The organism is Halomonas sp. ABH4_019, from assembly GCF_056159885.1.
This window is the reverse complement of record NZ_JBSWWC010000001.1, coordinates 1-26,761: the sequence shown is the minus strand read 5'-3', so window position 1 is coordinate 26,761 and position 26,761 is coordinate 1. Positions and strand designations below refer to the sequence as shown.

Annotated in this window: 24 protein-coding genes; 19 read left to right on the top strand and 5 right to left on the bottom strand. The window is 69.4% G+C overall.

Annotated elements, in window-relative coordinates; all coding sequences use genetic code 11:
- Positions 1 to 82: 82 nt before the first annotated feature.
- From ACXAFN_RS00120 to ACXAFN_RS00110, 3 genes are read right to left on the bottom strand one after another with little or no spacing between them, the layout of a single operon-like run.
- Positions 83 to 1,486: a bifunctional DedA family/phosphatase PAP2 family protein gene (locus ACXAFN_RS00120; RefSeq protein ID WP_474985141.1), complete on the bottom strand. Its 1,404-nt coding sequence runs from the start codon at positions 1,484 to 1,486 to the stop codon at positions 83 to 85.
- A 29-nt stretch (positions 1,487 to 1,515) separates the two neighbouring features.
- Positions 1,516 to 2,454, bottom strand: coding sequence for a GGDEF domain-containing protein (locus tag ACXAFN_RS00115; protein WP_474985139.1), 939 nt, complete (start codon positions 2,452 to 2,454; stop codon positions 1,516 to 1,518).
- Positions 2,447 to 3,316 (bottom strand): hypothetical protein, encoded by an 870-nt coding sequence (locus ACXAFN_RS00110; RefSeq protein WP_474985137.1) that lies wholly within the window; start codon positions 3,314 to 3,316, stop codon positions 2,447 to 2,449. Before ACXAFN_RS00110 ends, ACXAFN_RS00115 begins: the two co-directional genes overlap by 8 nt.
- A gap of 89 nt (positions 3,317 to 3,405) precedes the next feature.
- On the opposite strand from ACXAFN_RS00110, the gene ACXAFN_RS00105 reads away from it, so the two are divergent.
- The 11 genes from ACXAFN_RS00105 to lipB all read left to right on the top strand — a co-directional run bounded on the left by ACXAFN_RS00105 (position 3,406) and on the right by lipB (position 13,712).
- On the top strand, positions 3,406 to 4,698 hold the full coding sequence (locus ACXAFN_RS00105) for a glutamate-5-semialdehyde dehydrogenase (protein ID WP_474985135.1): 1,293 nt from the start codon (positions 3,406 to 3,408) through the stop codon (positions 4,696 to 4,698).
- Between the two features lie 8 nt (positions 4,699 to 4,706).
- On the top strand, positions 4,707 to 5,360 hold the full coding sequence (gene nadD / locus ACXAFN_RS00100; RefSeq protein ID WP_474987428.1) for a nicotinate-nucleotide adenylyltransferase: 654 nt from the start codon (positions 4,707 to 4,709) through the stop codon (positions 5,358 to 5,360).
- A gap of 113 nt (positions 5,361 to 5,473) precedes the next feature.
- Positions 5,474 to 5,842: a ribosome silencing factor gene (gene rsfS / locus ACXAFN_RS00095; RefSeq protein WP_474985133.1), complete on the top strand. Its 369-nt coding sequence runs from the start codon at positions 5,474 to 5,476 to the stop codon at positions 5,840 to 5,842.
- On the top strand, positions 5,839 to 6,306 hold the full coding sequence (rlmH, locus tag ACXAFN_RS00090; RefSeq protein ID WP_474985131.1) for a 23S rRNA (pseudouridine(1915)-N(3))-methyltransferase RlmH: 468 nt from the start codon (positions 5,839 to 5,841) through the stop codon (positions 6,304 to 6,306). The genes rsfS and rlmH overlap by 4 nt, the downstream gene beginning before the upstream one ends.
- A 24-nt stretch (positions 6,307 to 6,330) precedes the next feature.
- A complete protein-coding gene (gene mrdA, locus ACXAFN_RS00085) occupies positions 6,331 to 8,226 on the top strand; it encodes a penicillin-binding protein 2 (protein ID WP_474985129.1) in 1,896 nt (631 codons plus the stop codon).
- A 5-nt stretch (positions 8,227 to 8,231) separates the two neighbouring features.
- Positions 8,232 to 9,383, top strand: coding sequence for a rod shape-determining protein RodA (gene rodA, locus ACXAFN_RS00080; RefSeq protein WP_474985127.1), 1,152 nt, complete (start codon positions 8,232 to 8,234; stop codon positions 9,381 to 9,383).
- Between the two features lie 36 nt (positions 9,384 to 9,419).
- A complete protein-coding gene (gene mltB / locus ACXAFN_RS00075) occupies positions 9,420 to 10,484 on the top strand; it encodes a lytic murein transglycosylase B (RefSeq protein WP_474985125.1) in 1,065 nt (354 codons plus the stop codon).
- Positions 10,481 to 11,437 (top strand): septal ring lytic transglycosylase RlpA family protein, encoded by a 957-nt coding sequence (locus ACXAFN_RS00070; protein ID WP_474985123.1) that lies wholly within the window; start codon positions 10,481 to 10,483, stop codon positions 11,435 to 11,437. Before mltB ends, ACXAFN_RS00070 begins: the two co-directional genes overlap by 4 nt.
- Positions 11,438 to 11,483: 46 nt before the next feature.
- The gene (locus ACXAFN_RS00065; protein WP_474985121.1) at positions 11,484 to 12,698 is read left to right on the top strand and encodes a D-alanyl-D-alanine carboxypeptidase family protein; all 1,215 of its coding nucleotides are present in this window, start codon (positions 11,484 to 11,486) and stop codon (positions 12,696 to 12,698) included.
- A gap of 71 nt (positions 12,699 to 12,769) precedes the next feature.
- On the top strand, positions 12,770 to 13,081 hold the full coding sequence (locus ACXAFN_RS00060; protein WP_474985119.1) for an HP0495 family protein: 312 nt from the start codon (positions 12,770 to 12,772) through the stop codon (positions 13,079 to 13,081).
- A 1-nt stretch (position 13,082) separates the two neighbouring features.
- Positions 13,083 to 13,712 carry a lipoyl(octanoyl) transferase LipB gene (gene lipB / locus ACXAFN_RS00055; RefSeq protein ID WP_474985117.1) on the top strand — a complete coding sequence of 210 codons (630 nt, stop codon included), beginning with the start codon at positions 13,083 to 13,085 and terminating at the stop codon, positions 13,710 to 13,712.
- Positions 13,713 to 13,875: 163 nt separating this feature from the next.
- On the opposite strand, the gene lipA is transcribed toward lipB, so the two are convergent.
- Together lipA and ACXAFN_RS00045 are read right to left on the bottom strand one after the other, a co-directional pair.
- A complete protein-coding gene (gene lipA / locus ACXAFN_RS00050) occupies positions 13,876 to 14,937 on the bottom strand; it encodes a lipoyl synthase (RefSeq protein ID WP_474985115.1) in 1,062 nt (353 codons plus the stop codon).
- Between the two features lie 157 nt (positions 14,938 to 15,094).
- A complete protein-coding gene (locus ACXAFN_RS00045; protein WP_474985113.1) occupies positions 15,095 to 16,081 on the bottom strand; it encodes a LysR family transcriptional regulator in 987 nt (328 codons plus the stop codon).
- A gap of 125 nt (positions 16,082 to 16,206) precedes the next feature.
- Between ACXAFN_RS00045 and ACXAFN_RS00040 the strand changes: the two genes are divergently transcribed.
- The 8 genes from ACXAFN_RS00040 to cpaB form a co-directional block, all read left to right on the top strand.
- A complete protein-coding gene (locus ACXAFN_RS00040; protein ID WP_474985111.1) occupies positions 16,207 to 17,112 on the top strand; it encodes an acetyl-CoA carboxylase biotin carboxylase subunit family protein in 906 nt (301 codons plus the stop codon).
- Between the two features lie 121 nt (positions 17,113 to 17,233).
- On the top strand, positions 17,234 to 19,795 hold the full coding sequence (locus tag ACXAFN_RS00035) for a DUF3141 domain-containing protein (protein ID WP_474985109.1): 2,562 nt from the start codon (positions 17,234 to 17,236) through the stop codon (positions 19,793 to 19,795).
- 232 nt (positions 19,796 to 20,027) lie between these two features.
- Positions 20,028 to 22,667: a type I DNA topoisomerase gene (gene topA / locus ACXAFN_RS00030; RefSeq protein ID WP_474985107.1), complete on the top strand. Its 2,640-nt coding sequence runs from the start codon at positions 20,028 to 20,030 to the stop codon at positions 22,665 to 22,667.
- Entirely contained in the window at positions 22,664 to 23,128 is a 465-nt protein-coding gene (locus ACXAFN_RS00025) for a DUF6586 family protein (protein WP_474985106.1), read from the top strand. The genes topA and ACXAFN_RS00025 overlap by 4 nt, the downstream gene beginning before the upstream one ends.
- A 675-nt stretch (positions 23,129 to 23,803) precedes the next feature.
- The gene (locus ACXAFN_RS00020; protein ID WP_474985104.1) at positions 23,804 to 24,409 is read left to right on the top strand and encodes a L,D-transpeptidase family protein; all 606 of its coding nucleotides are present in this window, start codon (positions 23,804 to 23,806) and stop codon (positions 24,407 to 24,409) included.
- A gap of 177 nt (positions 24,410 to 24,586) precedes the next feature.
- The gene (locus ACXAFN_RS00015; RefSeq protein ID WP_394594062.1) at positions 24,587 to 24,850 is read left to right on the top strand and encodes an Lpp/OprI family alanine-zipper lipoprotein; all 264 of its coding nucleotides are present in this window, start codon (positions 24,587 to 24,589) and stop codon (positions 24,848 to 24,850) included.
- Positions 24,851 to 25,600: 750 nt separating this feature from the next.
- Positions 25,601 to 25,840, top strand: coding sequence for a Flp family type IVb pilin (locus tag ACXAFN_RS00010; RefSeq protein ID WP_474985102.1), 240 nt, complete (start codon positions 25,601 to 25,603; stop codon positions 25,838 to 25,840).
- Between the two features lie 69 nt (positions 25,841 to 25,909).
- The coding region (cpaB, locus tag ACXAFN_RS00005; protein ID WP_474985100.1) for a Flp pilus assembly protein CpaB at positions 25,910 to 26,761 on the top strand (852 nt) is incomplete at its 3' end.

Genomic DNA, 26,761 nt, shown 5'->3' with positions numbered 1-26,761 from the left:
CCAGCTTCCAGCTTCCAGCTTCCAGCTTCCAGCTTCCAGCTTCCAGCTTCCAGCTTCCAGCTTCCAGCTTCCAGCTTCCAGCTTACGCCGGCCCCAGCCAGGCCACCCGTGCGGCGGCCAGCGCCAGGGACGCCGCGCCCAGCGCCCATCCGGGGCAGGGGCGCAGGGTCTCCCGCGAGCGATGCTGCCAGGCGAGCTGCACCAGGGCGCAGACCACCAGGCCGAGCAGGGCGCCGCCGATCAGGTCGCTGAGCCAGTGAACGCCCAGCACCAGCCGCGACAGCGCCATGGGCACGATGATGGCGATGGCGCCCCAGTAGGCCCAGAAGCGTCGCTGCAGCGGCATTTCCCGGGCGATGAAGGCGGCGGCCAGGCCGAACAGCACCACGGCGGTGGAGGTGTGGGCACTGGGGTAGGACAGCGAATCGACCAGATGGGCCGAGGCATCCGGCCGGGCGCGACCGATGACGGCCTTGCCCAGGGTGTTGAGGGCGGCGATGCCGAGCAGGCCGGCGGCGACGTGGCCGAGGGCGTCGAGTCGCCCCCTGGCCAACCACCACAGCCCCCAGGGTAGCACCAGGGCCAGCACGCCATAGAGGTCGCCGAGCCTCGCCAGTACCTGGCTCAGCGTCAGCAGGCCGGGAAGCGCCAGGTCATCCATCAGGACGTCGAGGCGACGATCCATGGGCAGCGGGCCGCCATGGTGCAGCACCACCAGGGTCCAGGCCGACAGCGCGGTGAGCGAGGTCAGCAACAGCAGCCAGGTGCCCAGCGGCGGCTCCCGGTCATGGGGGCGGGCCAGTGCCCGCCAGGCCCAGCGCCCTCCGGGGTGACGACGCAGCAGCCAGGCCATGCCGCGATACACCAGGCCGTCGTGGTGGGTCTGGTGGCGCAGCCAGGAGAACACCAGGGCCAGCACGACCAACAGGACGCCGAGGCCCACCAGCCAGGGCTGCAGGGCCTCGGGGAAGCCCGGCAGGCGTTGCCAGGTGCGGCCCAGCAGGTAGCCGGGCAGCACATAGGCCGGGGCCCACAGCGCCGCCGACACCAGATTGGCCCAGGTGAAGCGGCGCGGCGGCATGTGCATCATGCCGGCGATCAGTGGCACCACCGGCCTGACCGGGCCGACGAAGCGGCCCAGGAATACCGACAGCGAGCCGTGGCGTCGGAAGAAGCGCGCACCTTGGGCCAGCCATTCCGGGTAGCGTGAGAGCGGCCAGATGCCGGTGACGCGCTCGCGTTGGGTATAGCCGAGCCAGAAGCTGAGGCCGTCGCCGACGACGGCGCCGACAAAGGCGGCCCCAATCACCGTCGCCACGGCCATTTCCTGGTGTCCGGCCATGGAGGCGGTCGCGGTGATCAGCACCACGCCGGGCACCAGCAGGCCCACCAGGGCCAGCGACTCCACCAGCGCGATGGCGGCGATCAGCAGCAACAACAGCGCCGGGGAGGGCGTCAACTGCTGGAGCAGGTCGACTGGGTTCAAGAGACTCTCCGTGGTCGGTGGCGGTCCGTCTAGTCGGCGGCCAGGGCCTGGGTCATGGCCTGCAGGCGGGTGAGAAAGGCCGGCCAGCGTTCGCCGTGGCGCGGCGTTTCCAGGCGCTGGCGCACCTCCAGCGGCCCGGTCTCCACCAGCACGACCTGCTCCAGGGCCTGCTGCAGCCGTTGCTGGACCAGCAGCGCGCCGTTCTCGGTGGTGTTCGGCAGGATCAGCCAGAAGGCGGTCTCGTCCTCTCGCCCGAGGGTGTCGAGCTCGCGGCAATGGCGCAGGGTGCCCTGGCAGAACGCCGTCAGCATGGCGCGGCGGGTGGCCTCGCCGAACTGCTCGCGGGTCATGTCCAGTTGAGGCAGATGGATCAGCAGCACCGCCAGGGGGCATTCGAGCAGGCGAGTCCGCGCGAACTCGCCGGTCAGCCGCTCGTGCAGGTGCTGGCGGGTCAGGGCCGGGCATTCATGTTCGCGGGGGTCGGTGGCCTGGAGCAGGGCGCGCTGTCGCAGCCGGTCCCAGAGTGCCAGCGTGGCCACCGCGACCAGGGCCAGGTAGCCGACGGCGAGTTCCGGGTCGAGGGCACCGTCGCCGAGCAGGGCCAGCCAGACCGGCGTCAGCGCCAGGTTGAGCAGTACCGCCGGGCCCAGCGGCAGCAGTACCAGGGTCAGTACCGGCGGCAGGCCGATCCATAGCGCCGCGGTGCTCGAATGGCCGGGCAGTTCCACCGCGATCAGCAAGAAGCCGCAGATCAGCACCAGGTAGGCCGCGGTGCGCGAAGCCGTGGCGCCGGCGGTGGCCGCGAGCAGGGCGGCGAGCGCCATCACCGGCGAGAGCAGGGCGGGCAGCAGGATGCGCGTGTAATGGCCCATCAGGTAGAACCACAGCGCCTGGCCGAGCAGCATCAGGATGCCGATGCCGATGGCCAGGGTGAAGAGCCGGGAGCGCGGCGAGCGGGGCTCAACCATGATGGGCGATCTCCTTGACCTCCAGGGGGCTGGCCTGACGAGCCAGGGCGCGCCGCTCGCGGGTCAGCGAACCCAGGCCGGGCAGGGCGACGGCACGCACGCGCACCGGGATGCTCAGCGCCGACAGCAAGGCCTGGCGGCGCGTCTCGGCCTGGGCGGCGTCGCGGCTGATCAGCAGCAGCCCCAGGGTACGGTGGTCCAGCCGGTAGCCGTTGTCATAGGGCTGCAGCAGCCGGCAGCATTGCTCCGCCAGCGGCCAGAGCTGCCAACGGCCGGTGCGCAGCAGCAACAGCTCGACGTGGCCGCCCTCGTGGCGGGCGCGGTGCCGTTCGTGGCGCACGTCGTGCAGCAGGCGCTGGCTCGACCACAGGCGTAGCTCGGGGGTCAGGCGCGCGCGGTGGTAAATGCGCCGGCGCAGGGCCTGCAGCTCCAGCGAACGCGACAGCCCCAGCAGCATCAGCCCGGCGAGCAGCAGGCCCGCCAGGGACCATTGTTCCGGGCCGAGCCGATCGTAGAGGCTCCACCAGCTGGCCGTGGCCAGCAGGGCATTGAAGATCAGGATCCAGCGCGGCTGGGGCACCATCAGCAGGATCGCCCAGGCCCAGAACCAGGTCAGATGACGGGCCGGCGTGACCCACAGCAGGGCCGCCAGGAGCAACCCGGGAAGCAGCTGCCAGGGGATGGTGGCCGGATGCCGGTGGCTGAGCCGGACCTGGGTGGCCGTGACGCCGAGCCACAGGCAGGCCAGCCCCAGCAGCAAGGCGTCGGGCAGGCTGTCGGCGGTCAGCGCCAGAAAGGCGGTGAGACCGGCGGCCACCAGCAGGTTGATCCGCATCAGGCCGACTTTGTACTTGCTCTGCATGGTGACTTAGTATGGGCTCCTTCCCGTTTCGACTCGAGCCTGGGGCGCGGCCCGGCGCCACGGCCCTTTTCTTGGAGACACTCTACGGCATGACAGCTCACGCCTCCCACTCCGACGACGCCGTTGCCGACGTCGACGCCTACATGCAGCGCCTGGGCCAGCAGGCCCGGGATGCCGCGACCCGGCTGCGGCGCGCCGATACCGCGGCCAAGAACGCCGCCCTGCTGGCCATGGCCGCCCACCTGGACGCGGCGCGCGCCGAGGTGCTGGCGGCCAACGCCCGGGACCTGGAGCAGGGCCGGGCCAATGGCCTCGATGCCGCGCTGGTCGACCGCCTGGCCCTCGACGAGGCGCGCCTGGACGCCATGATCGAGGGGCTCCACCAGGTGGCGGCGCTGCCCGATCCGGTGGGCGAGATCGATGGCCTGAGCGCCCGACCGAGCGGCATCCAGGTCGGCCAGATGCGCGTGCCGCTGGGCGTGATCGGTATCATCTACGAATCGCGGCCCAACGTCACCATGGAAGCGGCCAGCCTGTGCCTCAAGTCCGGCAACGCCGCGATCCTGCGCGGCGGCTCCGAGGCCCGAGCGTCGAACGCGGCCATCGCCGCCTGCATCCGCGCCGGGCTCGAGCAGGCCGGGCTGCCCGAGTACAGCGTCCAGGTGGTGGCGACCACCGACCGGGCCGCCGTGGGTCGCCTGATCGCCATGCCGGAGTATGTCGACGTCATCATCCCGCGCGGCGGCAAGTCGTTGATCGAACGCATCAGCCGCGAGGCGCGGGTGCCGGTGATCAAGCACCTGGATGGGGTCTGCCACGTCTACCTGGATGCCACCGCGGACCGGGACAAGGCGCTGGCCATCGCCGTCAATGCCAAGACCCAGCGCTACGGTACCTGCAACACCATGGAGACCCTGCTCATCGATGCGCCCCTGGCCGAGGCGTTGCTGCCCGCGCTGGCCGAGGCCTACGCCGAGCATGGGGTCGAGCTGCGGGGCTGCGAGCGCACCCGGGCGATCCTCGCCGACGTCGCCGCGGCCAGCGAGGCCGACTGGGCGGCCGAGTACCTGGCGCCGGTGCTGGCGATCCGCGTGGTCGACGGCATCGAGGCCGCCATGGCGCACATCGAGCGCTACAGCTCCCGGCACACCGACGCCATCGTCACCGAGAGCTACACCCTGGCCCGGCGCTTCCTGGCCGAGGTGGATTCCAGCTCGGTGATGGTCAATGCCTCCACGCGCTTCGCCGACGGCTTCGAGTACGGCCTGGGCGCCGAGATCGGCATTTCCACCGACCGCCTGCATGCCCGGGGGCCGGTGGGGCTGGAGGGCCTGACCACGCGCAAGTACGTGGTGTTCGGCGACGGCCAGATCCGCCGGTGAGCGAGACGATGCAGGCCCCGCGCCTCGCCATGCTCGGCGGGACCTTCGACCCGGTGCATCTCGGGCATCTGCGCAGCGCCGTGGAACTGCGGGAGGCGCTGGGGCTCGACCGGGTGCACATGATGCCGGCCGCCCGGCCGCCGCTGCGTGGCGAGCCGCGGATAGCGCCGGAGGAGCGCCTGACGCTGCTGCGGCTTGGCATCGGCGACACGCCGGGGCTGGTGGCCGATCCCCGCGAGCTCGAGCGCCAGGGGCCCTCCTACAGCGCCGACACCCTGGCCGAGCTGCGCGGCGAGGTCGGCGGCGAGGCGCGGCTGGTGATGGCGCTGGGCCACGACGCCTTCCTGCGGCTGGCCGATTGGCATGCCCCCGAACGCCTCTTCGCGCTGGCCCACCTGGTGGTGATGGATCGTCCGGACCACGAGGCGGCGCTGCCCGGGCCCCTGGCCGATCTGATCGACGGGCGCGAGGTCGACGATGCGCCGACGCTGATGGCAGCGCCGGCCGGGCGATTGCTGCGCCTGCGTCTGCCGTCGCGGATGGCGATCTCCGCCACCGAGGTACGGCGGCGCCTGGCCGAGGGGCGCAGCGTGCGCTACCTGCTGCCCGAGGCCGTGGAGGCGCACATCCTCGCGCGGGGGCTCTACCGATGCTCGCGCTGACGGGACATGCGGAAAAAACCGGCCCATCGCGTCACGAGGCGCTGCCAGGCCTCGCTCGAGTCGGTACAATGGGGACATGACCATTTCCCGCTGAGAGGGGCTGATACGAAGGCATGCACATCGACGCACTCAAGACGCTGGTGCTGGACGCACTGGAAGAGCTCAAGGCCCAGGACATCGCCGTCCTCGACGTCTCCCACCTGACCAGCGTGACCGACCTGATGGTGGTCGCCAGCGGCACCTCGAGCCGCCACCTGGCGGCGCTCTCCGGCAGGGTGATCCAGACCGTGAAGGAGCAGGGCGTGCCGCCGCTGGGCGTCGAAGGCGAGAACGGTACCGATTGGGTGCTGGTCGATCTGGGCAGCATGGTGGTGCACATCATGCTGCCCGAGACCCGGGCCCTCTACGACCTGGAGCGACTGTGGGCCGACCTGCCGAGCGACGGCGTGGCCCTGGAGGAAGAGGCTCACGGCACCTCATGAGGGTGCGACTGCTGGCCGTGGGGACTCGCATGCCCGACTGGGTGACCCGCGGCGTCGAAGAGTACCGCAAGCGCCTGCCCCGGGATTTCGCCCTCGACCTCGAGGAGATCGCTCCCGGTCCGCGGGGCAAGAACGCCGATACCCGACGCGCCGTGAGCCAGGAGGCCGAGCGCATTCGCGCCCGGCTGAAAGGCGACGAGCACCTGGTGGCCCTGGAAGTGGGCGGCAAGGCCTGGAGCACCGAGCAACTGGCGCGCCAGGCCGAGGACTGGCGCCTGGAAGGGCGAGACGTGGCCCTGCTGGTCGGCGGCCCCGATGGGCTCGACCCGGCGCTCTCCGCGGCCGCCGATCAGCGCTGGTCGCTGTCGCCGTTGACCCTGCCGCATCCGCTGGTGCGCATCCTGCTGGCCGAGCAGCTCTATCGGGCCTGGACCCTGATGGTCGGTCACCCCTACCATCGCTGAGCGCTCCCGAGGTCATCACCAAGCATGCGTCAGCCACGCGACACCCTGAAGAATCCCGAGCAGGAACTGCGCATCTTTCGCTGGCGCTCGCTGCTGGCGGTGGCCGTGGTGCTGTTGCTCACGGGCCTGCTCGGCGGGCGCCTGGCCTACCTGCAGATCGTGCAGCACGAGGTCTACACCACCCGCTCCGAGAAGAACCGCGTGCGGGTCGAGCCGCTGCCCCCGACCCGAGGGTTGATCTATGACCGCAACGGCGTGCTGCTGGCCGAGAACCGCCCCACCTACAACCTGACGCTGGTACGCGAGCGGGTCGATGACCTGGACGAGACCCTGGCGCTGCTGGTGGAGCTGCTGGAGCTGCCCGAGGATCGCCTGGCGGCGTTTCGCGACCGCTCCCGTCAGCGACAGCGGCCTTTCCAGCCGGCGCTGCTGATGAGCGACCTGGACGAGGAGCAGATCGCCCGCCTGGCGGTCAATCGCCATCGGCTGCCCGGGGTGGAGGTCCAGGCCCAACTGCTGCGCTATTACCCGGACGCCGAGATCATGTCCCACGTGCTCGGCTACGTGGGGCGCATCAACGCCGAGGAGCTCCAGACGCTTGATGCCGGCAACTATGCCGGGACCCACTTCATCGGCAAGACCGGCGTCGAGCGCTTCTACGAGGAGGCGCTGCACGGCCAGGCCGGCCTGCGCCAGGTGGAAACCAATGCCCGCGGGCGGGTGCTGCGCGAGCTGGGTCGCACCGACCCGGTGCCCGGGCAGAACCTCACCCTGACCCTGGACAAGGGGCTGCAGCGGCTCGCCGTGGACCTGCTCGACGGGCGCCGCGGCGCCATCGTGGCGGTGGCCCCGCAGAGCGGCGAGATCCTGGCCATGGCCTCGGTGCCGGGATTCGATACCAACCAGTTCGTCACCGGTATCGACCTGGCGTCCTACCGGGCGCTCCAGCAGGACATCGACCTGCCGCTGTTCAACCGCGCGATCCGCGGCAGCTATCCCGCGGGCTCCACCATCAAGCCGTTCATGGCCATCACCGGGCTGCGCGATGGCGAGATCACCCCGGGCGAGGTGATCTACGATCCCGGCTACTACCAGCTGCCCAACGACTCGCGGCGCTACCGCAACTGGCTGCGCTGGGGCCATGGGCGGGTCGACCTGGAGCGGGCGCTGGCGGTGTCCAACAACACCTATTTCTATTCCCTGGCCCATGACCTGGGCATCGACCAGATCCACGAGAGCCTGTCGCAGTTCGGCTTCGGCCGCCGGGTGGCGGCGGACGTGGCCGGCGAGAGCTCGGCCCTGCTGCCGTCCCGGGAATGGAAGCGCGAGCGCTTCAACCAGCCCTGGTATCCCGGCGAGACGCTGTCGGTGGGGATCGGCCAGGGCTATCTGCAGATCACCCCGCTGCAGCTGGCTACCGCCACCGCGGTGCTGGCCAACCGCGGCGACTGGATCAAGCCGCGCCTGGCCCTCGAAGTCGGCGGTGAGCCGGTGCCCACCGAGCTGCCGGACACGCCGCCGGACATCGAACTCGACAACCCCGGCTGGTGGGATCGCGTCTACTCCGGCATGGAGAAGGTGCTGTCCGGCCGCGAGGGCACCGCGCGCCGCGCCGGCGCCGGCCTCGAGTATCGCATGGCCGGCAAGTCCGGCACCGCCCAGGTGTTCTCGCTGGGCCAGGACGAGAAGTACAACGCCGAGGAGCTCAAGGAGCGGTTGCGCGACCACGCCCTGTTCATGGCCTTCGCCCCGGTGGACGATCCCCAGATCGCCGTCTCGGTGATCGTCGAGAACGCCGGTGGCGGCAGTAGCCATGCGGCGGGGCTGGCGCGTGACACGGCCGATTACTGGCTGCTCGAACGCCACCATGGCGAACCGCAGGAGGCCGCCGACGGCGAGCCGAGCGAGGGAGAGGACTAATCGCGATGGTCGATTTTCTGCTGCGCCGCCCCCATCCGGTCAAGCCCTCGCTGAGCGGCATCACCCGCAAGCGCGGACTGTGGGAGCGCATCCACCTCGACCCCTGGCTGCTCGGCATGCTGCTGGTGCTGATGCTGGCCGGGCTGGTGGTGCTCTACAGCGCCAGCGGGCAGCGCCTGGACGTGGTGATCGCCCAGGCGGTGCGGTTCGGCGTCGCCATCGCCGGCATGGTGATCATCGCCCAGTTCACGCCCGCGACCCTGCAGCGCTGGTCGATTCCGGCCTACCTGGTGGGCATGGCCATGCTGGTGGCGGTCGAGATCATGGGCGACATGGGCATGGGGGCCCAGCGCTGGCTGGTGATCCCCGGCGTGGTGCGCTTCCAGCCCTCGGAGATGATGAAGCTGGCGGTGCCGATGATGGTGGCGGTCTGGCTCAGCCGCCGGGAACTGCCGCCGCGCTGGCAGGACCTGCTGGTCTGCGCGCTGTTGATCGGCGCGCCGGTGCTGTTGATCGCCCGCCAGCCCGACCTCGGCACCTCGCTGCTGGTGGCGGCGTCGGCGGTCGTGGTGGTGCTGCTGGCCGGACTGTCCTGGCGCATCATCGGGTTGCTCGGCGCGCTCGCGGCCGCGGCGTTGCCGCTGCTATGGATGAACATGCACGACTACCAGCGCCAGCGGGTGCTGACCCTCCTCGACCCGCAGAGCGACCCGTTGGGGGCCGGCTGGAACATCATCCAGTCGACCACCGCCATCGGCAGCGGCGGGCTGTGGGGCAAGGGCTGGCTGCACGGCACCCAGTCCCACCTGGAATTCCTCCCGGAGCGGCATACCGACTTCATCGTCGCCGTGCTCGGCGAGGAATTCGGCCTGGTGGGCATGCTGGCCTTCCTCGGCCTCTACCTGCTGATCGTCTGTCGCGGGCTGTGGCTCGCCGGGGCGGCCCAGGAGACCTTCGGGCGGCTGCTCGCCGGCAGCATCATCCTGACCTTCTTCATCTATGTGTTCGTCAACGTCGGCATGGTCAGCGGCATCCTGCCGGTGGTCGGCGTGCCGCTGCCGCTGGTCAGCTACGGCGGGACCTCCAGCGTGACCTTGCTGGCCGGTTTCGGTATTCTCATGGCCATTCATTCGCACCGCCGCCTGCTGCCGCGCTAGCGCGGCCGGCGGGCAGGACGACTCAGGGAGAGCAGCATGACGGTGACGATGTCGCGACACGGACGCCGCTGGATGGGCCTGGCCCTCGGCGGCCTGCTGGCCGGACTGGCCGTCGGCGCCACGGCGGCGGACTTCGACCCCCGCCGCGGGGAGGTAGGGGGGCTGGTCGACGAGGTCGCCGAGCGCGGCGTCGACCGCGCCTGGCTCGAGGACGCCCTGGGCCGGGCCGAGTTCCGCCAGGAGGTGCTCGACGCCATGTCCGGCGCCGCCGAGCATCGCCTGGTGTGGCACGAGTATCGCGACATCTTCCTCGGCGAGGCGCGCATCGCCGAGGGCGCGGCCTTCATCGACGCCCACCGCGAGGCCTTTACCCGGGCCGAGGCGGAATTCGGCGTGCCGCCGGAGATCATCGCCGCGATTCTCGGCGTGGAGACCCGCTACGGCGAGATCACCGGCGATCATCGCGTGCTCGACTCGCTGTCGACCCTGGCCTTCCATCACCCGCGCCGCGGCGGCTTCTTCCGCGACGAGCTGGCCGCCTTCCTCGAGATCACCTATCGCCAGGAGGTCGCGCCGGACAGCATCGAGGGCTCCTACGCCGGGGCCATGGGCTATCCGCAGTTCATCCCGACCAGCTATCGCGCCTATGCGGTGGACTTCGACGGCGACGGCCACCGTAACCTGTGGACCGACCCGGTGGATGCCATCGGCAGCATCGCCAACTACTTCGCCGAGCACCGTTGGCAGGCCGGGGCGCCGATCTATCACGAGGCCGAGGGGCCGAGCGAGCGCCCCGGGGGCATCACCTTCAACGCCGCGCGGCCGCCGAGTGCCACCGTCGGCGAGCTGGCCGCGGCAGGCATCGAGAGCGATGCGGGGCTGGCGGATGGCACCGAGGTGGTGCCGCTGGCGCTGGAGCGGGAAGACGGCAGCCTGCAGTACCGCTTCGGCCGCGACAACTTCTACGTCATTACCCGCTACAACCACAGCCATCTCTACGCCATGGCCGTGACCGAGCTGGCCGAGGCCATCGCCGCCGCCGAGGGGCGCCAGGCCGACTGGTTCACCGCCACCGCGGCCGATCCGGAGGAACGCCCATGAGAGCCTGGTGGATTCCGCTGCTGGCCGCGCTGTGGCTGACCGGCTGTGCCGGGGGCGGCGGCACCTCGCCGACGCCGTCCGGCAACGCCGGTGCCGATGTCACCGATGGTGCGTCGAGCGGCGGCGAGCGCTATGCCATGAGCAGCGATGCCTACCCGCAGGAGCCGCCCGACGTCAGCCGGGTGCCGGATGCGGTGCCGCGCATCGAGTCGCCTTCCCGGGCGGGCAACCGCTCCACCTACGAGGTGTGGGGCAAGACCTACCATGTGATGGACGACCCCAGCGGCTATGTGCGCCGGGGCACCGCCTCCTGGTACGGCAAGAAGTTCCATGGCTATGCGACGTCCAACGGCGAGATCTACGACATGTACAAGATGAGCGCCGCCCACCGCTCGCTGCCGTTGCCGACCTTCGCCCGGGTCACCAACCTCGACAACGGTCGCTCGGTGATCGTGAGGGTCAACGACCGCGGCCCCTTCCACAGCGAGCGCGAGATCGACCTGTCCTATGCCGCGGCGGCGCGCCTCGAGATCCTCGAGCGCGGCACCGGCCGAGTGCGCGTCGAGGCCATCGATCCCGCGGCCTGGCTGGCCGAGCATCGCGGCGCTACCGAGGCGCCGCGGCCCGCCGTCGCCGAGACGCCCGAGCCGGCAGCGGCTGCGGTAGCCGCCACGCCGGCGGCGAACGAGGCGTCGGCTCCCGCCCCGGCGGGATCGGCGGCTGCCCCCATTTTCCTGCAGGTCGCGGCGCTGGGCTCCGCCGACAGCGCCAATGCGCTCAAGGCGCGGCTCCAGTCGTCCCTGGAACAGCCGGTGCGCGTGGCCACCGCGCCGGGCCTGTATCGCGTCCAGGTCGGCCCGCTGGCCGGGCGCGCCCAGATCGACCCGGTGCGCGGCGAGTTGCGCCGGGCCGGCTTCGACGAAGCCTTCGTTGTCGATGAGTCGACCGACTGAGTCGGCCCTCACGAATCTCCCGATGTACCCGAAGAGACTGCCATCCATGAAAGTCCTGAGTTCGTCCTCGCTACGCCGGCTGCTGCCGGTCCTGATGGTCTGCCTGTCGCTGGTGGCCTCGCCGCTGATGGCTCAGAAGCCGCAGCCCCAACGGCCCCAGGTCCAGACCATGATCCCGGCGCCGCCGCGGCTGGCCGCCAAGTCCTGGGTCCTGATGGACGCCGACAGCGGCCGCGTGCTCGCCCAGCACAATCCCGACGAGCGATTGCCGCCGGCGAGCCTGACCAAGCTGATGACCGCCTACCTGGTCGAGCGCGAGCTCAACAGCGGCAACATCGCCCCCGACGACCTGGTGCCGGTCAGCGAGAAGGCCTGGCGGACCGGGGGCTCGAAGATGTTCATCGAGGTCGGCGAGCAGGTGCCGGTGAGCGAACTGTTGCACGGCATCGTGATCGTCTCCGGCAACGACGCCAGCGTGGCCATGGCCGAGTACCTGGCCGGGGGCGCCGAGCCCTTCGCCGATATCATGAACCAGCATGCCGCGCGCCTGGGCATGAGCAACACCCACTACATGAACCCCACCGGGCTGCCCCACGACGACCACTATTCCTCGGCCCGGGACCAGGCCGTCCTGGCCCAGCACATCATCAACGACTATCCGGACCACTACAGCATCTATCGCCAGAAGCACTTCAGCTACGGCGGCATCGACCAGCCCAATCGCAATCGCCTGCTGTGGCGGGACGCCAGCGTCGACGGCCTGAAGACCGGCTGGACCGAGGCCGCCGGCTACTGCCTGGTGGCCTCCGCCGAGCGTGACGACATGCGCCTGATCTCGGTGGTGATGGGCACCGACTCCGAAGAGGCCCGCGCCCAGGAGTCGCAGAAGCTGCTCAGCTACGGGTTCCGCTACTACGAGACCCTCAAGCTCTACGACCAGGGTGCGGTGCTCAACACCCCGCGGGTGTGGGGCGGCGATCGCAACGAGCTCAAGGTCGGGGTGGACCGCAACGTCTTCATGACCGTGCCGCGGGATCGCAACGAGGAGCTGACCGCCAAGCTGGATATCCGTGCCGATCTCACCGCGCCCATCGCCGCCGGCGACCAGGTGGGCACCATGGAGGTGCGCCTGGGCGACGAGGTGGTCGGGGAGCGTGCCTTGCTGGCCCTGGAGCCGGTCGAGGAGGGCGGTTTCTTCAAGCGCCTGATCGACAAGGTGCAACGTTTCTTCACCAACCTGTTGGGCGGTTTCTTCGACTAAAGCCGATGTCGCCTTGGTGGGCGAGCGCGGGTCGCGTAAAATGATCGCTCATGCTTCCAGATGGGTGAGGGATGAACGACAAGACCCTGCGTGACCTGCGCCGCCCGAGCGCGACCAAGGGCGGCAAGCCGCCCAAGATCACTTTCCCCTGCGACTACTCGATCAAGGTCGTGGGGGATGCCAGCGACGACTTCGCCGCCATGGTGTGCCAGGTGGTGACGCGCCACGACCCCGCCTTCGATGCCGCGAAGATCCAGGTGGTACCCAGCCGCAACGGCCGCTTCCAGTCGGTTCGCCTGACCCTGCGTGCGACCGGCGAGGCCCAGCTCAAGGCGCTGTTCGCCGAGCTCAAGGCCAGCGGTCGCGTGCACATGGTGGTGTGAAGTGGAGCCACTGCAGTTGCACCGCCTCGGGCGGCGGCCCTACGAGCCGGTCTGGCGGGCCATGCGCGAGCTGACCGACACCCGGGACGACAGCACGCCGGACCAGCTGTGGCTGGTCGAGCACGACCCGGTTTTTACCCAGGGGCGGGCCGGCAGGCCCGAGCACCTGCTGATGCCCGGCAATATCCCGGTGGTCCAGACCGATCGCGGCGGCCAGGTGACCTATCATGGCCCCGGCCAGCTGGTGCTCTATCCGCTGCTCGACGTGCGTCGCGCCCGGGTCGGGGTGAGGGAGCTGGTCAGCGCCCTGGAGAATGCCGCCGTGGCGCTGCTGGCCGAGCACGACATCGAGGCCCATGCGCGCCCCGACGCCCCCGGCGTCTACGTGGGCGAGGCCAAGATCGCCTCGCTGGGGCTGCGCATCCGGCGCGGGGCCAGCTTCCATGGCATCGCGCTGAACGTCGATGGCGACCTGACGCCCTTCGCGCGTATCAACCCCTGCGGCTATGCCGGCCTGGCGATGACCCGCCTGGCCGATCTCGTATCCGAGCCCCCGTCGCTGGCACAGGCCGGCGAGGCGCTTGCCGCCTGCCTGGCCCGCGAGCTCGACCGGGAGCTGGTCGAGGCGTAGGAGCATCGACGGCGTGCGGTGCGACATAAAAAAGCCCGAGGCTATCGCCTCGGGCTTTTCTGTTGCTGTGAGCCATGGGTGAAGATCCGTTAGCCTTGCTGCGCCTCACGCCTCACGCCTCACGCCTCACGCCTCACGCCTCACGCCTCACGCCTCACGTCTTTCAGCCCACATTACGCACGGGAATGATATTGGGGTCGGGTTCCGCCTGCCCGGGCACCTCGGCGGGGGAGGCCAGCTCGAGCCCGAGGTTGTTGTTCTCGAACACCCGATCGGCGCGATAGCTGGAGCGGACCAGCGGCCCGGAGGGCACTTCCATGAAGCCTTTCTCGAGGCCCTGCTGACGATAGCGCTCGAACTCCTCGGGGGTGACCCAGCGCTCCACCGGCAGGTGGTTGCGGGTCGGGCGCAGGTACTGGCCGAGGGTGACGATGTCCACGCCGATCTCGCGCAGGTCGTCGAAGGTCTGCAGGATTTCCTCCTCGGTCTCGCCGAGGCCCAGCATCAGGCTGGTCTTGGTGATGACGTCGGGGCGATGACGCTTGGCATGGGCCAGCACGTCGAGGGTCTTGCGGTAGCCGGCGCGGGGGTCGCGGACGCGGCGGGTCAGGCGTTCCACGGTCTCGACGTTCTGGGCGAACACCTCGAGGCCGGAGTCGACGACCCGCTCGATGGCGCTGGGGGCGCCGTCGAAGTCGGGCGTCAGGGCCTCCACCGCGACCTCCGGGGTGCGCGCCTTGATGGCGCGAATGCAGTCGGCGTAGTGGCCGGCGCCGCCGTCGGGCAGGTCGTCACGATCCACGGAGGTCAGCACGATGTAGCGCAGGCCCATCAGCTCCACCGACTTGGCGGTGTTCTCGGGTTCCTCGGCGTCGAGCCAGCCCTTGGGATTGCCGGTGTCGACGGCACAGAAACGGCAGGCACGGGTACACACCGAGCCCATCAGCATGATGGTGGCGGTGCCGTTGCTCCAGCACTCGCCCATGTTGGGACAGTGGGATTCGGCGCACACGGTGCTCAGCCGATGCTCGGCCACGTTCTTCTTCACGGCGTCGAAGCGCTCGCCGCCGGGGATCTGGGCGCGCAGCCACTTGGGCTTGCGCCCCAAGGCCGGGCTGTCCTCGGCCTGCGGACGCGATTTCATGCCATCCTTGATGGCCGTTGCACCGTGTTCGTTGCGGTACTTCTCGCCGCTGGACACATGCTTGCTGGTGTTGTCGCTCATGAGCTGGGCGCCTCTTCCACTCGGCGGCCGGTCGCTGGGGCATCCTGTGACGCTGCCCCGGCGGCAGGCATGGCGTGTATACAAAGGTAGGGGGGCAATCTATCACATTCGCCGTCCGGCTGGACAGGCACCGGCCATGGCCGGTGCCCGCCGGGCGTCATGGGGAGGCCTGCGGCAGGCAGGCCACGCCATGGCTCGGCAGGGGCGCGGGGCCGCCGGCGAAGTGGGCATGCAGCTCGTCCAGGTGCTGGCGAACGAAGCGCAGGAACAGCTCGGTGACCGGGGTCGGGAAGCGCTCGCGATGGTAGACGGTGCACCAGGAATGGCGCAGCGGAAAGCCGGGCAGCGCCAAGGGTGCCAGCAGTCCGGCCTCGAGTTCGAGGCGCACCGCCAGGCGAGGCAGCACGGCCACGCCGAGCTGGGCCATCACCCCCTGCTTGACCGCCTCGTTGGTGCCCATCTCGATGGCGTGGTCCAGGCGCACGTCCTGCTCGGCGGCCAGTTCCTCCAGGGCGCCACGGACCCCGGAGCCGGGCTCGCGCATCAGCATGTAATGATGGGCCAGGTCCTCCAGGGTCGGGCTCGGGGCGTCCAGCAGCGGATGGCCCGGCCACACCACCGGGATCATCTCGTTGTCGAGAATCGGCATGAACACCAGGGCCTCGTCGTCGGGCACCCGGGCCATGATCACCAGGTCGTCGCGACGCTCGGCGAGGCGCTCCAGGGCCTGGCTGCGGTTGCAGACCCGCAGGCGGATCTGGACGTTGGGATACTGGGCCCGGAAGCGGGCCAGCAGGTGAGGTACCACGTACTGGGCGGTGGACACCGCGGCGAGATTGAGTTCGCCGGTGATCGTGCCCTCCAGATCCGACAGGCTCATCTGCAGCCGCGACACCTGCCCGAAGATGGCCTGGGTCGAGGCGGCCAGGGCGTCCGCGGCGGGCAGGGCGTGCAGGGTGCGCCCTGCGTACTTGAACAACGGATGCCCCAGGGCCTGTTCGAGCTGGCGGATCTGGGCGCTGACCGCGGGCTGGGTCAGGCCGAGCGCCTCGGCCGCGCGAGAATAGGACTGGCGCTCGTGGACGGTGCGGAACACCTGTAGCTGGCGAAAGGTCAGCCGATTGAGCAGCTTGGGTGTGGTCATGGATCATCCGTTGAGGCGGCGCCGAGGCGCTCGTTGAGGCCTCCCCATGCTAGCATCTTGCCTCGGCATGCCGGTAACCTCCGGCCGACTGCTTCCTTCTCCTCTCCCGCATGGGGACATCGTCGATGTCGTTCTCTCTCTGCGTTCCCCGTCGTCCGCTGATCGTGGGTCATGGTGCCGGTGCGATGCGGCTGCGCCAGGCGGCCGACGAGCTGGGTATCGGCGGCCTGGTCGCCGAGGGTGAGCCCAGGGCGCTGATGGCCCGGGCCCTCGACGAGGGCTGCGACGCGGTGCATCCCGGCGAGCTGCCGGCGGCGACACAGCTCGAGCTCGCCAAGGCCTGCCGCGAGGCGGGACTGCGCTTTCTCGGCCAGGGGGCGCCGTTGCTGTCCGCCATGGCCGATGGTGCGGCCATGCGCCGGCTGATGGCGGAGGCCGGGCTGCCACTCGCCGCAGCTGGCGGCGAGGGGGCGCTGGTGCGCCTGTCGCTGCTGGCCGATCGCCATGGCCAGGTGGTGCACCTGGCGCCGCGCCAGGCCCTGGACGGTGGCATGGCGGTGGCGCCGTTGCCCTGGTTGACCGCGGAGCGTACCGCCTACCTGGGCCGCCTGGCCGCGCGGGGCGTCGCCGCCCTGGGCGCGACGGGGCTGGTCGAGGCCGCTTTCCGCCTCTCGGGCAATGCGCTGGGCTTCGTCGCCCTGGGGCCGGGCCCTGTGGGTGAGGAGGCACTCGACGAGGCGCTGTTCGGCCTCGACCCGCTGGTGGCCCAGTGGCAGCTGCTGGCCGGCGAACGCCTGCGCGAGCGGCAGTCCCACCTGCCGGGCCCGGGGCATGCCCGGCTGTGGCAACTGGCCCTGCCCGAGGGCGCCCGGCTCGATGGCGGCCCCGGGGTCCGCCTGGATCATCCCGGCGACGGGCACGAGGCGCGGCTGGTGGTCTGGGGGCGCCGCCGCGAGGACCTGGCGCGGCGGGCGAGCCGTGCGCTGACCGGCCTGCTGGGGGCCGAGGCGGCACGCGACCGGTTGCCCTGACGGGGCGCCATCCCTCGCCAGTCGGCGGATACTGGGGTATATTGCATTGCAGCAAAGGCGGTTCGGCGCCGCAGGCGCGACCGTCTTCCTTCCCCATGGCGACCCATGGAGTGACGATACGATGATGCCCCTGATGCCGACACTGCCTCCCGCCCTGATGCCCTGGATGGATCCCTTCGGCTTCGGTCGCGCGGCCTTCGATTACTGGCGCGACGGGGTGGAGCGCAGCACGCTCTACCTGGACGTCATGCGCCAGCGCGGCAACCAGTACCTCGAGCATATCGAGAAGACCAAGCCCAACGTGCTCGGCTTCGAGGCCGAGGTGCTGCTCGACGGCCGCGAGCTGTCGCGGCCCGTCAACTACGAGCTGATGCGGATCCTGCCGCCCGACGGGGTGGAGACCGATGACCTGATGCGGCCCTTCGTGGTCGTCGACCCGCGGGCCGGCCACGGTCCGGGGATCGGCGGCTTCAAGCCGGACAGCGAGCTCGGCGTGGCGTTGCGCGCCGGCCATCCCTGCTACTTCATCGGCTTTCTGCCTTACCCGGAGGCCGGGCAGACCGTCGAGGACGTGGTCGAGGCCGAGGTGGCCTTCCTGAGCCATGTCATCTCGCTGCACCCGGATACCGCCGAGAAACCCATGGTGGTCGGCAACTGCCAGGCGGGCTGGCAGATCATGATGGCCGCGGCGCTGGAGCCCGACGTCTTCGGGCCCATCCTGATCGCCGGGGCGCCGCTCTCGTACTGGGCCGGCGAGCGTGGCCAGGCGCCGATGCGCTACACCGGCGGCCTGACGGGCGGCAGTTGGGTGACCTCGCTGCTCAGCGACCTGGGCGACGGCCTGTTCGACGGCGCCTGGCTGGTGCAGAACTTCGAGCGGTTGAACCCCGCCAATACCTGGTGGCAGAAACAGTATCGCCTCTATGCCCAGGTCGACACCGAAGCGGAGCGCTACCTGGACTTCGAGCGCTGGTGGGGCGGCCACGTGGTGCTGGGCGGCGAGGAGATCCAGTACATCGTCGACAACCTGTTCGTCGGCAACCGCCTCTCCACCGCCCAGATGGTCACCGCCGACGGGCGGCGCATCGACCTGCGCAACCTGCGTTCGCCGGTGGTGGTGTTCTGCTCCCGGGGCGACGACATCACGCCGCCGCCCCAGGCCCTGGGCTGGATCCAGGACCTCTACGAGGATAACGACGAACTCATCGCCAACGAGCAGACCATCGTCTACTGCGTCCACGACACCACCGGCCACCTGGGGATCTTCGTGTCGGGCAGCGTGTCGCGCAAGGAGCACACCGAGTTCACCGCCAACATGGACTACATCGACGTGTTGCCGCCGGGGCTCTACGAGACGGCGATCTCCCGGGCCGAGGACCGCCCCGATGCCGAGTTGATCGAACGCGATTACCTGCTCGAGTTCCAGCCGCGCAGCATCGAGGAGCTGGACCGGGAGATCCATCATCGCCCCGACGACGAGCGGCGCTTCGCCGCCGTGGCCCGGGTCTCGGAGATCAACCAGGGGCTGTATCGCCAGTGCCTGCGGCCCTGGGTCCGGGCCATGGCGACCCCCGAATCGGCCCGCTGGATGCGGCGCATGCACCCCAATCGCCTGGGCTATCGGCTGCTCTCCGACCGCAATCCGCTGATGGTGCCGGTGCCGGTGCTGGCCGAGCGGGTGCGCGAGAACCGTCACGCGGTCGGTGAGGATAACGTCTTCCGGGCGCTGGAGGGCGTGCTGTCCAGCCAGATCACTCAGGGCCTGGAAGCCTGGCGGGAGTGGCGGGATCGCAGCCTCGAACGATGGTTCCTGGACCTCTACGGCCAACCGCTGCTGCAGGTCCTCGTGGGGCTCGGCGGCAATGCCCCGATGCGTTGCCACCCCGGCGCCGAGCCCGAGCAGCGCCGCTTCGTCCAGCAGCGCCGCGCGGCGATACACGCCAGGGTCGCCGAGGGCGGCAGCCACGAGGCGGTGATGCGCTCGGTGATCTACGTGCTGGGCGGCGCGCCCGCCACTGACGGTCGCAACTTCAAGCGTCTGCGAGCGTCGCGCGCCGAGCTCGAGCCGACCGCGCGGCTGGCCGACTTCAAGCACCTGGTGCGCGAGCAGTTCTTCATCCTCGAGCAGGATCGCGAGGCGGCGCTGGCGGCCATTCCGCGCCTGCTGGCCGGCGGCAGCGCCGAGGACATCGACGGCCACCTGGAGCATATCGAGCATGTGCTGGCGGCCAGCGGCGAGCTCAGCGAGCGGGCCGCCCAGCGCTTCGAGCGCATCCGGGCGCTGTTCGCGAGCGCTCGCCCCGAGCCCCCGACGCCATCGTCCACGCCCGACGAGACGCCGGATGGGACGCCCGAGAAAGGCGGTTCGTCTGGGTCGGCCAAGCCGGCCGCCGCTCGGTCCGGCGCGCCATCGGCCTCTGAGACGCCCGCGTCATCGGCGTCGCCCCAGACCGTCGAGACGCCTGCAGCGCCCAGGGCGAGCCCGGCCGCCAGGGAGGCCGCTCCGGCCAAGAGCGATCCGAGCAAGGCCGCTACGGCGTCCAAGGCGTCTTCGCCTTCCAAGGCCGCCTCGTCAGAGGCGTCCGGGAAGGCGGAGGCATCGGCGACGAAGCGCGGGGCGCGCCGCAGCGGCTCGCGTCAGACCGGCGCACGGCGCCGCAAACCGCCAGAGTCCGAGAGCTGACGTTTTCGAGTCTCTCCCATCGCGCCCCCGCCGGTTACGCCGGCGGGGGCGTTTGGTTGAAGGCGCGCCCTTGTCGGGTCGTGGGCGGCGGTCTAGGGTCAAAGGCCCGACGAGGCCGCGACTGGCGTGTTGGGTGGCGCTGGGGTAGGGTAAGCGCATTTTTCCGCCCGCCTGCGGGTGGCAGATTCCGTTCGACGCGGGGATTCCCGCGCCTACTGACGTTTGGAGCACTATGGGCAAGTCTCTGGTCATCGTCGAGTCGCCGGCCAAGGCGAAGACGATCAACAAGTATCTCGGCAACGAGTTCATCGTGAAGTCGAGCGTGGGGCACATTCGTGACCTGCCGACCAGCGGCTCGGGCAAGGCGGCCTCGGATCCCAAGGAGCGTGCCCGGCAGGCCGCGGCAACGCGCAAGATGTCCGCCGAGGAGAAGGCGGCGTATCGTCAGCGCAAGTCCCAGGAGCAGTTGATTCGGCGCATGGGCATCGACCCCGAGCATGACTGGGAAGCCAACTACGAGATCCTGCCCGGCAAGGAAAAGGTCGTTGCCGAGCTGCAGAAGCTCGCCGAGAAGGCCGATGCCGTCTATCTCGCCACCGATCTGGATCGCGAGGGGGAAGCCATCGCCTGGCACCTTCGCGAGACCATCGGCGGCGACGAGTCGCGCTATCGTCGGGTGGTGTTCAACGAGATCACCAAGAATGCCATCCACGAGGCCTTCGAGGATCCCGGCCAGCTCAACATGCCGCGGGTCGAGGCCCAGCAGGCCCGACGCTTCCTGGATCGGGTGGTGGGCTTCATGCTCTCGCCGCTGCTGTGGGCCAAGATCGCCCGCGGCCTGTCCGCGGGCCGCGTGCAGTCGGTGGCCATGCGCCTGATCGTCGAGCGCGAGCGGGAGATCCGCGCCTTCGTGCCCGAGGAGTTCTGGGACGTCCACGCCGACCTGAAGCCGGGCGGCGACCCGGAGGCCGCACCGGTGCGCTTCGAGCTGGCCCGCCAGGACGGCAAGGCCTTCCGCCCGACCTCCGAGGCCGAGACCCTCGAGCGTATCGAGGCGCTGCGGACGGCGTCGCTCGCGATCACCTCCCGCGAGGACAAGCCGACTCGCTCCAGGCCCAACGCGCCCTTCATCACCTCGACCCTGCAGCAGGCCGCCAGCGGCCGCCTCGGGTTCTCGGTCAAGAAGACCATGACCCTGGCTCAGCGCCTCTACGAGGCCGGCTACATCACCTACATGCGGACCGACTCCACCAACCTGTCCCGCGAGGCGGTGGACGGCGTGCGCGACTTCATCGGCGAGGAGTACGGCGAGCGCTACCTGCCCGAGGCGCCCAACCGCTATTCCAGCAAGGAGGGCGCCCAGGAGGCCCACGAGGCCATTCGCCCCTCCGAGGTCACCCGTCGCGCCACCGACCTGGCCGGCATGGAGCGGGACGCCGAGCGCCTCTACGAGCTGATCTGGCGCCAGTTCGTGGCCTGCCAGATGACGCCTGCCGAGTACCTCTCGACCACCCTGACGGTGGCCAAGGACGGCTATGAGCTCAGGGCCAAGGGGCGGGTGCTGAAGTTCGACGGCTATACTCGGGTCATGAAGCCCATGGGCCGCAAGGACGAGGACCAGTCGCTGCCGGACCTGGCCGAGGGGACGCCGCTCGGCCTGGAGGCGCTGGACCCGCAGCAGCATTTCACCAAGCCCCCGGCGCGCTACACCGAGGCGAGCCTGGTCAAGGAGCTGGAGAAGAAGGGCATCGGCCGGCCCTCCACCTATGCGTCGATCATCTCGACCATCCAGGATCGCGGCTACGTGCGCCTCGAGAACCGGCGTTTCTATGCCGAGAAGCTCGGCGACATCGTCACCGAGCGCCTCAAGGAGTCGTTCCCCGACCTGATGGACTACTCCTTCACCGCGCGCATGGAGGACAGCCTCGACGAGGTGGCCGAGGGCGAGCGTCGCTGGCGCGAACTGCTCGACGCCTTCTACGGCGAGTTCCGCGAGGAACTCGACGAGGCGCAGAGCGAGGAGGGCATGCGGCCCAACCAGCCGGTACCCACCGATATCGACTGCCCGACCTGCGGGCGCAAGATGCAGATCCGTACCGCCTCGACCGGGGTCTTCCTGGGTTGCTCCGGCTACAACCTGCCGCCCAAGGAGCGCTGCAAGACCACCATCGACCTGCTGCCCGGCGACGAGGCCGTGGCCGCCGACGCCGACGAGGATGCCGAGACCGACGCGCTGCGCGCCAAGCATCGCTGCCCGAAGTGCGGCACCGCCATGGACAGCTACCTGATCGACGAGACGCGCAAGCTGCACGTCTGCGGCAACAGTCCGGACTGCGAGGGCCATGAGGTCGAGCAGGGCAAGTTCCGCATCAAGGGCTACGAGGGCCCGACCATCGAGTGCGACAAGTGCGGCAGCGAGATGCAGCTCAAGTCGGGGCGTTTCGGCAAGTACTTCGGCTGCACCAGCGAGAGCTGCAAGAACACTCGCAAGCTGCTCAAGAGCGGCGAGGTGGCGCCGCCGAAGATGGACCCCATCCCCATGCCGGAGCTGTCCTGCCAGAAGGTCGACGACCACTACGTGCTGCGCGACGGGGCCAGCGGCCTGTTCCTGGCCGCCAGCAAGTTTCCCAAGAATCGCGAGACCCGGCCGCCGCTGGTGATCGAGCTCAAGGCCCACGCCGAGGAGTTGCCGGACAAGTATCGCTACCTGCTCGATGCGCCCGACGCGGATCCGGAGGGTCGCCCGGCGCAGATCCGTTTCTCGCGCAAGGCCAAGGCCCAGTTCCTGATGACCGAGGACAACGGCAAGGCCACCGGCTGGAAGGCCACCTTCGATGACGGCAAGTGGCAGGTGGAGGACAAGCGCAAGTGACCCCGCGAGCCCGCACCAATCAGCTGCTGTACCAGGCGGAGCTGCTGCTGGCGGCGCCCGCCGGCGATGACGAGCACGCCGAGGCGCGGCGCATGGCCGGCGAGGAGGGCGCCCTGGCGCTGCTCGAGCTGGCCCTGGAATCGCTGCTGCGCGAGGTGACCGAGCACGCCGGCCTCGCGCGACACGACTGGCGCGAGCTGCTGTCGGCGGACGGCGAGCCGCTCGCCGAGCTCGAGCGATTGCGCGGCCTGGCCGGCCGCCCGGATAGCTGGCTCGCGCGGTTGATCGCCCGACTGGAGGCCCTGCACACCAGTGACGGCGTGGCGCGTCGCGCCAGCGGCGCGGCGCAGGGCATCATCGCCGTAGGCAGCGCCGCCGCCCTGGGGGATGAGTTGAGCGAGTGCCTGGCGGCCGCCAAGCGCGAGATCGCCGAGCTGCGCCTGACCAGCGAGGAGTGGTAGCCGCCAGGCGCTGGCGTGCCTGTCGACGCTCCTGCATCGCCGTATCCCCCGCAGAGCCGGTGGTGCCGACATGCTCCGCTCGGCGCCGTATGTTCCCTTGAGGCACCGCCGTCGTGGTGGTGCCGTCCTCTCCCCCCGGTTCGCTAGGCGCGCGCCCGCGAAACGCGTAGCGCCCCCCGCCACTTTTACCTGAAAGGATGCCGCTCGCACCCCTGGACGACGGGCCCGGCAATGTCTCGTGCCAGGCTCTCGCGTCTTGCTCGCGACGATCGCTGCCGTCTGGTTCGGCATGGCCAAGATGCCGCGCGTCGAGAGGGGCGGCGGAGCGTCGAGAGGCGCGTACGCTTGCGGCGGGAGCGGCCGTCTCGGCCGGCGGCGGCTCGCCATCGGCGCGGTGGGATGGCACTCGGTCGGCACTCATAGGTGTCTCTCTTTGGAGACGCTTGGCGCCGGTGTCGTCGAAGGGCCGGGAGTTGGCCGCATTCCGCGGCGTCCGGCCGAATCTTTCGTCATGTCTCGATATGGCGACAGCCCGGCGGCCTTGTGGGTCGAGAGGGCCGTGGGGAAGAGTGAGCCGTAAACTTCTCCGCCTCGGTGCCTGACATCAACGCCATGATGCGCTATAACGGCGTCGTCATTTTCGGTCCCGTGCGAGCCATAAGGAACATGCGAAAGATGCCCAAGATGTCTCGTCGCCGCTTCGGCCTGCTGGCGTTGAGCCTGCCGTTCTGGTCGGCGACCCAGGGCGCCCCCCTGATGTCCGAGGTGCTGGTCGATGCCAGCGAGCCGCTGTATCCGGGTGAGCTCTGGGTGTTGGTCGACGACCAGGAGGCGAGGCTCAGCATCTTCCGCGGCCGCCAGCTGGTGAACCGCTTTTCCCCGATTTCCCTGGGTCGCGGCGGGGCCAGGCCGCAGCGCGTGCGCGGCGATCGCACCACGCCGCTGGGGGAATTCCGGGTGACGCGGTTCAACTTCGACAGCAAGTATCACATCTTCGTCGGCCTGGACTTTCCGACGCCGACCCACGCCCGCATGGCGCTGGATGCCGGCGTCTACAGTCAGCGCGACTACGACGACTACTTCAGCTACTACCGCCGCCATGGCACGCCGCCCCAGGACACGGCGCTGGGAGGCTACATCGGCATCCATGGCGTCGGCGTGGCCGATCCCGAGATTCATCGGCGCTTCCACTGGACCGATGGGTGCGTGGCGGTCACCGATCGGCAGATCGAGGCCCTGTCGTCGATGATCGACATTGGCACGCGGGTCGTCATCCGCTAGGCTTTACATGCGCTAAGGACGTTCTAGTCGGCAGTCGTGCGTTGTCCCTTGAAACATAACAGCGTTTACGCCGCCGACTTGCAGCAAGCCGCTTGCTGCAGTAGAACCTGCGATAGCAGGAAGCCTGTTCATCAGGCATCACCAACGCAGTACCAAGGAAGACCCAAGGAGAACACTATGACCCTCAAGACTACTCTGAAGCTGTCCGCCGCTGCCGCCTCTCTCGCCGTTCTGGCAGGTTGCGCTTCCTCCGGCGCCCTGGAAGAAGTTCGCACCACCGCCGAGTCCGCGCAGGCTGACGCTGCCGAGGCTCGCAGCATTGCGACCCAGGCGCAGAACACTGCCAACCAGGCTCAGCGCGACGCTCAAGCGGCTCTGCAGATGTCCCAGCAGAACCGTGAAGAGATGAACCGCATGTTCGAGCGTTCCATGCGCAAGTAAGCGGTAGCGTGCAGGCCAGGCTCAGCGCCTGGTGATGCCACGATCCACCACCCCTCGCGAGAGGGGTGGTTTTTTTGTGCCCGACGCTCGGGCAGCCCGGGCCGACGCGTCTTCCTGCATCGGCGGTGGATCAAGATCCCTGGCTGGCTTCGACTGCGAGCCGAATCGGCCTTTGTCCGGGGCGGGCCGGGCGGTGTCGTCAGCGATCGCCCAGGCCTTTCAGTGCCGTGAAAGGCGGGGCTTCGGCATTGTCCGCGCGATAGCCGGGTTGGGAAGGTCGCGCCGGGCGAGGCCCGGTGGGCGGGCTAGGGCTCGAGCAGTAAGCGTATCGCAGGTCAGTGTAGGAGTTTTGCCAGCCTTTATCGTGTCGAAGGACTGGCCAAAAACTAAGAAAAATGTACTATCTTAAACTCAGTCTTCGAGTTGGTAAGTATGCTTAGTCATTGGCTGAATGAATAAACAATAAAACGCCAGGCCAGTACCTCCACGATATCGACGCCCGGGGAGGGCATGAAGTGGCCAGGTCGAAAAGCGGGCAGGGGAATCGACCTCGCCGAGTGCTTGGAGACGCCGCCGAGACCGCGATCACGCTCATGCGGCCGGGGTTGCCTCGAAGACGGCTTGTTACGCAAGGGACAAAAGGATGTCAGCCGACCCGGAACGTCGGCGACCAGGGCAGGGCCGCGACGATCGCCATTCGCCGGGGCCGGCGCAAGGTAATATCACGTAACGACAAGCGGGGAACTCACCATGAAACGTCTTTCTCTCTTTCGAGTGCTCGCCAAGGCGCACGCCACCATGACCACCAGTCAACTGAACCGCCCTGTCTTCCGTCGACAGCGGGGGGCGACGGCGATCGAGTACGCCATTATTGCTGCAGTCCTGGCAATTGCCATTTTTGCGGTTTTTAGTGCTTCTGACGGGGGGTTCCAGACACTTCTTGGAAACCTATTCGATCGAGTCGAAAGTGCGCTGACAACTACTGAATAGTTCAGTGGTGAGTACATCTGCTGGCTGGCATTTTTCTGTTGATCTGATGTCTTGAATGGTGGCTGTCTGATGTCCCCAAACTTGCTGAAAGGCATCGCCGTCTTGCTGGTGATGATCGCCATCGGCCTGGCCTTCGCCGGCTGGCGGATGGCCGGCGACGTCCCGCAGGCGGTGGTGACGGCGCCTGCGATAGTGCCCAAGGCGACGGAGGAGGCCGGCCATGCGGTGCTGACCGCCGCCCGTCGTCTGCCGGTAGGGACGCGTCTCGAAGCGCCTGGAGAGGGCCAGGCGCCGTTGCTGAGTAGCGTCGATTATCCCGCCCCGCTGGCGGCCAGTTTCGGCGACCTCGCCGAGGTGGAGGGGCGGGTGCTGACCCGGCCGCTGGCGCCGGGCGACGTGCTGCGCCAGTCCCATTTCGCCGCCGGCGGGTTGCTTGCCGAGGCCGTGCCGCCGGGCAAGCGGGCCATCGCGGTGGGCGTCGACGAGGTGATCGGGAGCGGCGGTTTCGTGGCCCCGGGGGACCGCGTCGATGTGTTCTTCTTCGCCCGCGACGACGATGACGCGGGCACTCGGCTGGCGCGACGCCTGCTGCGTGACATCGAGGTGTTGAGCTTCGGCGATGCGCTGCGCGGGCAGCCGCCTCTCGATGACGAGGCGAGCGGCGTCAAGCGAAGCGGTCGCACGGCGGTGCTGGCCCTGGATGAAGACCAGGCACCGCGGCTGCTGCTCGCCGAGGAGACCGGCCGTTTGCGGCTGGCGGTGATCGGCAGCGAGGAGCGCCGTGCAGTGCTCGCGCCGGCAACGCCCGATCCCGTCTCCGGCGGTTGGCTGATGTCGGCCGCACTCGATGTCCCCCGCGACGGACTTGACGATGCCGATGAGCTAGGCGAGGCGGTCGAGTTCGATACCTTGATGGGTCGT

Excerpts from the sequence above, each read along its gene's own strand:
- ACXAFN_RS00115 (WP_474985139.1), bottom strand. The coding sequence starts at position 2,454 with ATGGTTGAGCCCCGCTCGCCGCGCTCCCGGCTCTTCACCCTGGCCATC.
- ACXAFN_RS00110 (WP_474985137.1), bottom strand. The coding sequence starts at position 3,316 with ATGCAGAGCAAGTACAAAGTCGGCCTGATGCGGATCAACCTGCTGGTG.
- ACXAFN_RS00105 (WP_474985135.1), top strand. The coding sequence starts at position 3,406 with ATGACAGCTCACGCCTCCCACTCCGACGACGCCGTTGCCGACGTCGAC.
- nadD (WP_474987428.1), top strand. The coding sequence starts at position 4,707 with ATGCAGGCCCCGCGCCTCGCCATGCTCGGCGGGACCTTCGACCCGGTG.
- rsfS (WP_474985133.1), top strand. The coding sequence starts at position 5,474 with ATGCACATCGACGCACTCAAGACGCTGGTGCTGGACGCACTGGAAGAG.
- rlmH (WP_474985131.1), top strand. The coding sequence starts at position 5,839 with ATGAGGGTGCGACTGCTGGCCGTGGGGACTCGCATGCCCGACTGGGTG.
- mrdA (WP_474985129.1), top strand. The coding sequence starts at position 6,331 with ATGCGTCAGCCACGCGACACCCTGAAGAATCCCGAGCAGGAACTGCGC.
- rodA (WP_474985127.1), top strand. The coding sequence starts at position 8,232 with ATGGTCGATTTTCTGCTGCGCCGCCCCCATCCGGTCAAGCCCTCGCTG.
- mltB (WP_474985125.1), top strand. The coding sequence starts at position 9,420 with ATGACGGTGACGATGTCGCGACACGGACGCCGCTGGATGGGCCTGGCC.
- ACXAFN_RS00070 (WP_474985123.1), top strand. The coding sequence starts at position 10,481 with ATGAGAGCCTGGTGGATTCCGCTGCTGGCCGCGCTGTGGCTGACCGGC.
- ACXAFN_RS00065 (WP_474985121.1), top strand. The coding sequence starts at position 11,484 with ATGAAAGTCCTGAGTTCGTCCTCGCTACGCCGGCTGCTGCCGGTCCTG.
- ACXAFN_RS00060 (WP_474985119.1), top strand. The coding sequence starts at position 12,770 with ATGAACGACAAGACCCTGCGTGACCTGCGCCGCCCGAGCGCGACCAAG.
- lipA (WP_474985115.1), bottom strand. The coding sequence starts at position 14,937 with ATGAGCGACAACACCAGCAAGCATGTGTCCAGCGGCGAGAAGTACCGC.
- ACXAFN_RS00045 (WP_474985113.1), bottom strand. The coding sequence starts at position 16,081 with ATGACCACACCCAAGCTGCTCAATCGGCTGACCTTTCGCCAGCTACAG.
- ACXAFN_RS00040 (WP_474985111.1), top strand. The coding sequence starts at position 16,207 with ATGTCGTTCTCTCTCTGCGTTCCCCGTCGTCCGCTGATCGTGGGTCAT.
- ACXAFN_RS00035 (WP_474985109.1), top strand. The coding sequence starts at position 17,234 with ATGATGCCCCTGATGCCGACACTGCCTCCCGCCCTGATGCCCTGGATG.
- topA (WP_474985107.1), top strand. The coding sequence starts at position 20,028 with ATGGGCAAGTCTCTGGTCATCGTCGAGTCGCCGGCCAAGGCGAAGACG.
- ACXAFN_RS00020 (WP_474985104.1), top strand. The coding sequence starts at position 23,804 with ATGCCCAAGATGTCTCGTCGCCGCTTCGGCCTGCTGGCGTTGAGCCTG.
- ACXAFN_RS00015 (WP_394594062.1), top strand. The coding sequence starts at position 24,587 with ATGACCCTCAAGACTACTCTGAAGCTGTCCGCCGCTGCCGCCTCTCTC.
- ACXAFN_RS00010 (WP_474985102.1), top strand. The coding sequence starts at position 25,601 with ATGAAACGTCTTTCTCTCTTTCGAGTGCTCGCCAAGGCGCACGCCACC.